Origin of the sequence: Bergeriella denitrificans NBRC 102155 (assembly GCF_001592185.1) — a bacterium.
Classification (GTDB): Bacteria; Pseudomonadota; Gammaproteobacteria; order Burkholderiales; family Neisseriaceae; genus Neisseria; species Neisseria denitrificans.
Map to the genome: position 1 here is coordinate 1 of NZ_BCWL01000172.1, position 4,745 is coordinate 4,745.

Below are 4,745 nucleotides of genomic sequence, written 5' to 3' on the forward strand. Positions count from 1 at the left end.
TGAACGACGGGCAAGGATGCCCGTCCTACGGCTGAATATCCAATACATTTCCCTTGCAAACAGGTAAACAAAAGCCGTCTGAAAACGGGCGTTTTCAGACGGCTTTGACGGCTTTTATGCGTCAGACTTATTGTGCGGCAGAAGCAGCGGAAGCGGCTTCGGCCTGTGCGCCGGCGGCGGCGTTTTCACCCCAGGAAGCCGGGTATTTGTAGCCTTCGAAGCGTTTGCGGGCGTAGGCTTTGAACTCTTCGGAGTTGTAGGCTTCTTCCACGTCTTTCAGCCATTGGCTGTCTTTGTCGGCGGTTTTCACGGCAGCCCAGTTAACATAGGCGAAGCTCGGTTCTTGGAACAGGGTTTCTGTCAGCTTCATGCCGCTGCTCATGGCGTAGTTGCCGTTGACGACAGCGAAGTCAACGTCGGCGCGGCTGCGCGGCAGTTGTGCGGCTTCCAGCTCGACGATGTTGATGTTTTTCAGGTTTTCGGCGATGTCGTTTTTAGACGCGGTCAGCGGGTTGATGCCGTCTTTCAGCTTCACCCAGCCCAGCTCGTTCAGCATTACCAGTGCGCGGGCGAAGTTGGACGGATCGTTAGGCGCGGAAACGCTGCTGCCTTCTTTCACTTCGTCCAGCGATGCCAGTTTGCCCGGATACAGACCCAAAGGTGCGGTCGGTACTTGGAACACTTCGGTCAGATCCAGCTTGTGCTCTTTTTTGAAGTCGTCCAGATAAGGCTTGTGTTGGAAGATGTTGATGTCCAGCTCGCCTTCGGCCAAAGCCAGGTTCGGGCGGACGTAGTCGGTAAATTCAATCAGCTTGACGGTGTAGCCTTTTTTCTCCAAAGCGGGTTGGATTTGTTCTTTCACCATATCGCCGAAGTCGCCGACGGTGGTGCCGAAGACGATTTCTTTTTTCTCGGCGCCGGTGTCGGCAGCCGGTACGGATGCGGCAGCGGCCGGTGCGGTGTCTTTTTGGCCGCCGCAGGCTGCCAGCGCCAGCGCGAGGGCGGCGGCGGAGAAGGTTTTAAGCAAAGCAGATGCGTTCATGTGAGAACTCCTTGTAGGTTGTTGGATAGGTTTTGATGCCGTCTGAAAAATGAGGTGTTTTCAGACGGCCGGTAAAGGAAATAATCAGCGTTTGTCCAATTTGCGCGCCACCCAGTTGCCGGTGCTCTGCATCAAAATCACCAGCAGCACCAAAATGGCAACGATGAAGATGATGACTTCGGTTTGGTAGCGGTAATAGCCGTAGCGGATGGCCAGGTCGCCCAAGCCGCCGCCGCCGATCATGCCGGCCGCCGCGCTGTAGGAGAGCAGGCCGATGGCCAATACGGTAATGCTGGAGACCATGCCCGCACGCGCTTCGTTGAGCAGCACTTTGCGGATAATCGTCAGCGGCGACGCGCCCATGCTGGTGGCGGCTTCAATCACGCCGCGCGGCACTTCGCGCAGGTTTTGCTCGACCAGGCGGGCGAAGTAAAACAGGCCGGACACGCTCAAGACCAAAGACGCGGCAATCGGGCCGATGGTGCTGCCGACGATGGCGCGGGTGGCCGGAATCATGGCAATCATCAGGATGACGAACGGAAACGCACGCATCAGGTTAACCAGATTGTCGAGCAGGAAATTCAGCGGTTTGTTGTAATGCAGCTGGCGGTTGGCGGTGACGAAGAGCAATACGCCCAAAAGCGTGCCGAACACGACGGCGAACGTGGTGGAGAGCCCGACCATGATGAAGGTTTCGCCCAGTGCCTGCAGGATTTCGCCTTTCATATTGACGATGGTGGACAGGGCTTGTTGCAAAGATAAACCGGCCATCTTAATCCTCCCGAATCAGTTCGCGCCCGATTTCCGATTGGGCGTGGATTTGGTTGTTGCGTACTTCCACGACTTCCAGCAGGCGGCCTTTGTCCAACAGCGCGGCGCGGTCGCACAGGCGGCGGATGACGCTCATTTCGTGGGTCACAATGACGATGGTCACGTTGAAGCGTTTGTTGATGTCTTCCAAACATTCCAACACGCTGCGGGTCGTCGCCGGGTCGAGCGCGGAAGTCGGCTCGTCAGCCAAAATCACTTGCGGGTTGGAGGCGAGGGCGCGGGCAATGCCGACGCGCTGCTTCTGGCCGCCGGAAAGCTGGGCGGGAAAGTGGCCGGCGCGCTCTTGCAGGCCGACGATTTCCAAACATTCCGCCACGCGCGCTTTGATTTTTTCAGACGGCCAGCCGGCGATTTCCAAAGGAAAGGCCACGTTGTCGGCTACGGTGCGGTTGCTTAATAAGTTGAACTGCTGAAACACCATGCCGATATTCTGGCGCGCTTGGCGCAGGCCGGCGGCATTCAGGGCGGTGAGGTTTTGGCCGCCGACGGTAACCGTACCGCTGTCGGGGCGCTCCAAAAGGTTAATCAGGCGCAGCAGTGTGGATTTGCCCGCGCCGGAGTAGCCCATCAGGCCGAAAATTTCGCCTGCTTTGATTTCCAAGGTCGTCGGCTCGACGGCGGTAAACCACGATTTGTCGCGGGTTTGATAGCGCTTGGAAACCTTGTCTAAAATAATCATGCGTTGCATCCAAATACGACAAAGCCCGATGCGGACACAACGGGCTGGCGGTTACGTTTCATGACGAACGCTTTAGCTGTTTGTGCCCGCAAGCTGTGTCAAATCGGCATTAATCAAAATTAATGGGGAATATTAGCGGAAAAAGTCAAAAATTGTCAAGATTTTATCGGTTTGCCGCGCCGCTGCAGCGTATGGGCGCGCACGGGCTTGATAGGGATGCGCGGATGCCGATATACTTCGGGCGGTGGCGCTGTGTATCTTTGCCGCAGGCCGTCTGAAAACCGATTAATCTATAAGGAAAGCCATGTTTCAGAATTTCGATTTGGGCGTGTTTCTCTTGGCCGTGCTGCCGGTATTGCTGGCGATTACCGTACACGAAGCCTCCCACGCTTACGCCGCGCGCTATTGGGGCGACCGCACTGCCGAGCAGATGGGGCGGCTGACCCTGAACCCGCTGGCGCACATCGATTTAATCGGTACGGTATTGGTGCCGCTGTTTCTGCTGGCCGTATCCGCGCCGTTTCTGTTCGGCTGGGCCAAGCCCGTGCCCATCGTGCCGCGCCATTTCCGCGATGTGCGACTGGGCTGGCGCATGGTGGCGCTGGCCGGGCCGCTTTCCAATCTGGCGATGGCGTTCGGCTGGGCTTTGGCGTTCGGCCTGGCGCACTACGCACCGGAATCCTTCCAATATCCGCTCTCTAAAATGGCGGGCTACGGCATCAGCATCAACGTGATTTTGTTTGTCTTGAATATGCTGCCGATTCCGCCGCTGGACGGCGGCCGGGTGGTGGACAGCTTCCTGCCGGCGCGCGCGTCCATGCAATACCGCAAAATCGAGCCTTACGGCATGTGGATTTTGCTGTTTTTGGTGATGAGCGGGCTGCTGAGCACGATTATGTGGCCTTTCGTCGGCACGCTGATGGCGCTGTTGACGGGCTTTGCTTCGCTGTTCAGCTGAAGCGCGTGCGGGAGAAACTGCCTGGAGACAGGCAGTTTTGCGTTATAATAACGCCCGTTATGCCGTCTGAAAAACGCAGGGCGCACGCGCCGCCGTTTCAGACGGCCTTTATTGTGGAAAAACTATGAAACCCTCTATCTTAGACAAATTACAGCAGCTTGCCGACCGACTGGAAGAAGTTACCCATCTGCTCGGCCAGCCCGAAGCCACGGAAGATATGGACAACTACCGCAAGCTCACGCGCGAGCACGCGGAGCTGACGCCGGTGGTGGAAGTGTTCGCGCAATATACGCTGGCGCAGAGCGATTTGGCCGATGCCCGCGACATGCTGCAAGACCCGGAAATGAAAGACTTTGCCGCCGAAGAAATCGAAGCGGCGCAAAGCAAAATCGACGCGCTTGATACCGAGTTGCAAAAGCTGCTGCTGCCCAAAGATGCCGATGACGATAAAAACATCTTTATCGAGGTACGCGCGGGTACGGGCGGCGACGAAGCCGCGCTGTTTGCCGGCGATTTGCTGCGGATGTACAGCCGTTACGCCGAGCGCAACCGCTGGCAGGTGGAAATCGTGTCGGCGAATGAAAGCGAGCTGGGCGGTTATAAAGAAGTTATCGCCCGCATCGTCGGCCTGGGCGCATACAGCCGTCTGAAATTCGAGAGCGGCGGCCACCGCGTGCAGCGCGTGCCCGCTACCGAAAGCCAGGGGCGCATCCACACCTCGGCCTGTACCGTCGCCGTGATGCCTGAGGCGGACGAATTGGAAGAAATCGAATTGAACCCGGCCGATTTGCGTATCGACACCTTCCGCGCATCGGGCGCGGGCGGCCAGCACATCAACAAAACCGATTCCGCCGTGCGCATCACCCACCTGCCCACGGGCATGGTGGTGGAGTGTCAGGACGGCCGCAGCCAGCACGCCAACAAAGCGCAGGCCATGAAAGTATTGGCGGCGCGTTTGAACGACGCGCAAAAACGCGAAGCGCAGGCCAAAGAAGCGGCGGAGCGCAAATCCTTAATCGGCAGCGGCGACCGCAGCGAGCGCATCCGCACCTACAACTACCCGCAAGGCCGCGTGACCGACCACCGAATCAATCTGACTTTGCACAAGCTGGATTTTATTATGGACGGCGATTTGGAAGAACTCACCGGCGCGCTGATTGCCGAGCATCAGGCCGAATTGCTGGCCGCAATGGGCGATTGAGCGTTGCTTTTCGGATAATGCAAACACGTTGTAT

General features: G+C 57.7%; 5 protein-coding genes. 2 read left to right on the plus strand and 3 right to left on the minus strand.

Annotated elements, in window-relative coordinates:
• Positions 1-127 precede the first annotated feature (127 nt).
• From BDE01S_RS08490 to BDE01S_RS08500, 3 genes are all read right to left on the minus strand, one after another.
• Positions 128-1,042, minus strand: a complete 915-nt coding sequence (locus tag BDE01S_RS08490; protein WP_066080169.1) for a MetQ/NlpA family ABC transporter substrate-binding protein — start codon at positions 1,040-1,042, stop codon at positions 128-130.
• 84 nt (positions 1,043-1,126) lie between these two features.
• The gene (locus BDE01S_RS08495; RefSeq protein WP_066080172.1) at positions 1,127-1,813 is read right to left on the minus strand and encodes a methionine ABC transporter permease; all 687 of its coding nucleotides are present in this window, start codon (positions 1,811-1,813) and stop codon (positions 1,127-1,129) included.
• A gap of 1 nt (position 1,814) precedes the next feature.
• On the minus strand, positions 1,815-2,552 hold the full coding sequence (locus BDE01S_RS08500; protein ID WP_082790450.1) for a methionine ABC transporter ATP-binding protein: 738 nt from the start codon (positions 2,550-2,552) through the stop codon (positions 1,815-1,817).
• A 304-nt stretch (positions 2,553-2,856) separates the two neighbouring features.
• On the opposite strand from BDE01S_RS08500, the gene BDE01S_RS08505 reads away from it, so the two are divergent.
• Together BDE01S_RS08505 and prfA are read left to right on the plus strand one after the other, a co-directional pair.
• Positions 2,857-3,510, plus strand: a complete 654-nt coding sequence (locus BDE01S_RS08505; RefSeq protein ID WP_066080178.1) for a site-2 protease family protein — start codon at positions 2,857-2,859, stop codon at positions 3,508-3,510.
• A gap of 124 nt (positions 3,511-3,634) precedes the next feature.
• The gene (prfA, locus tag BDE01S_RS08510) at positions 3,635-4,711 is read left to right on the plus strand and encodes a peptide chain release factor 1 (protein WP_066080181.1); all 1,077 of its coding nucleotides are present in this window, start codon (positions 3,635-3,637) and stop codon (positions 4,709-4,711) included.
• Positions 4,712-4,745: the final 34 nt, after the last annotated feature.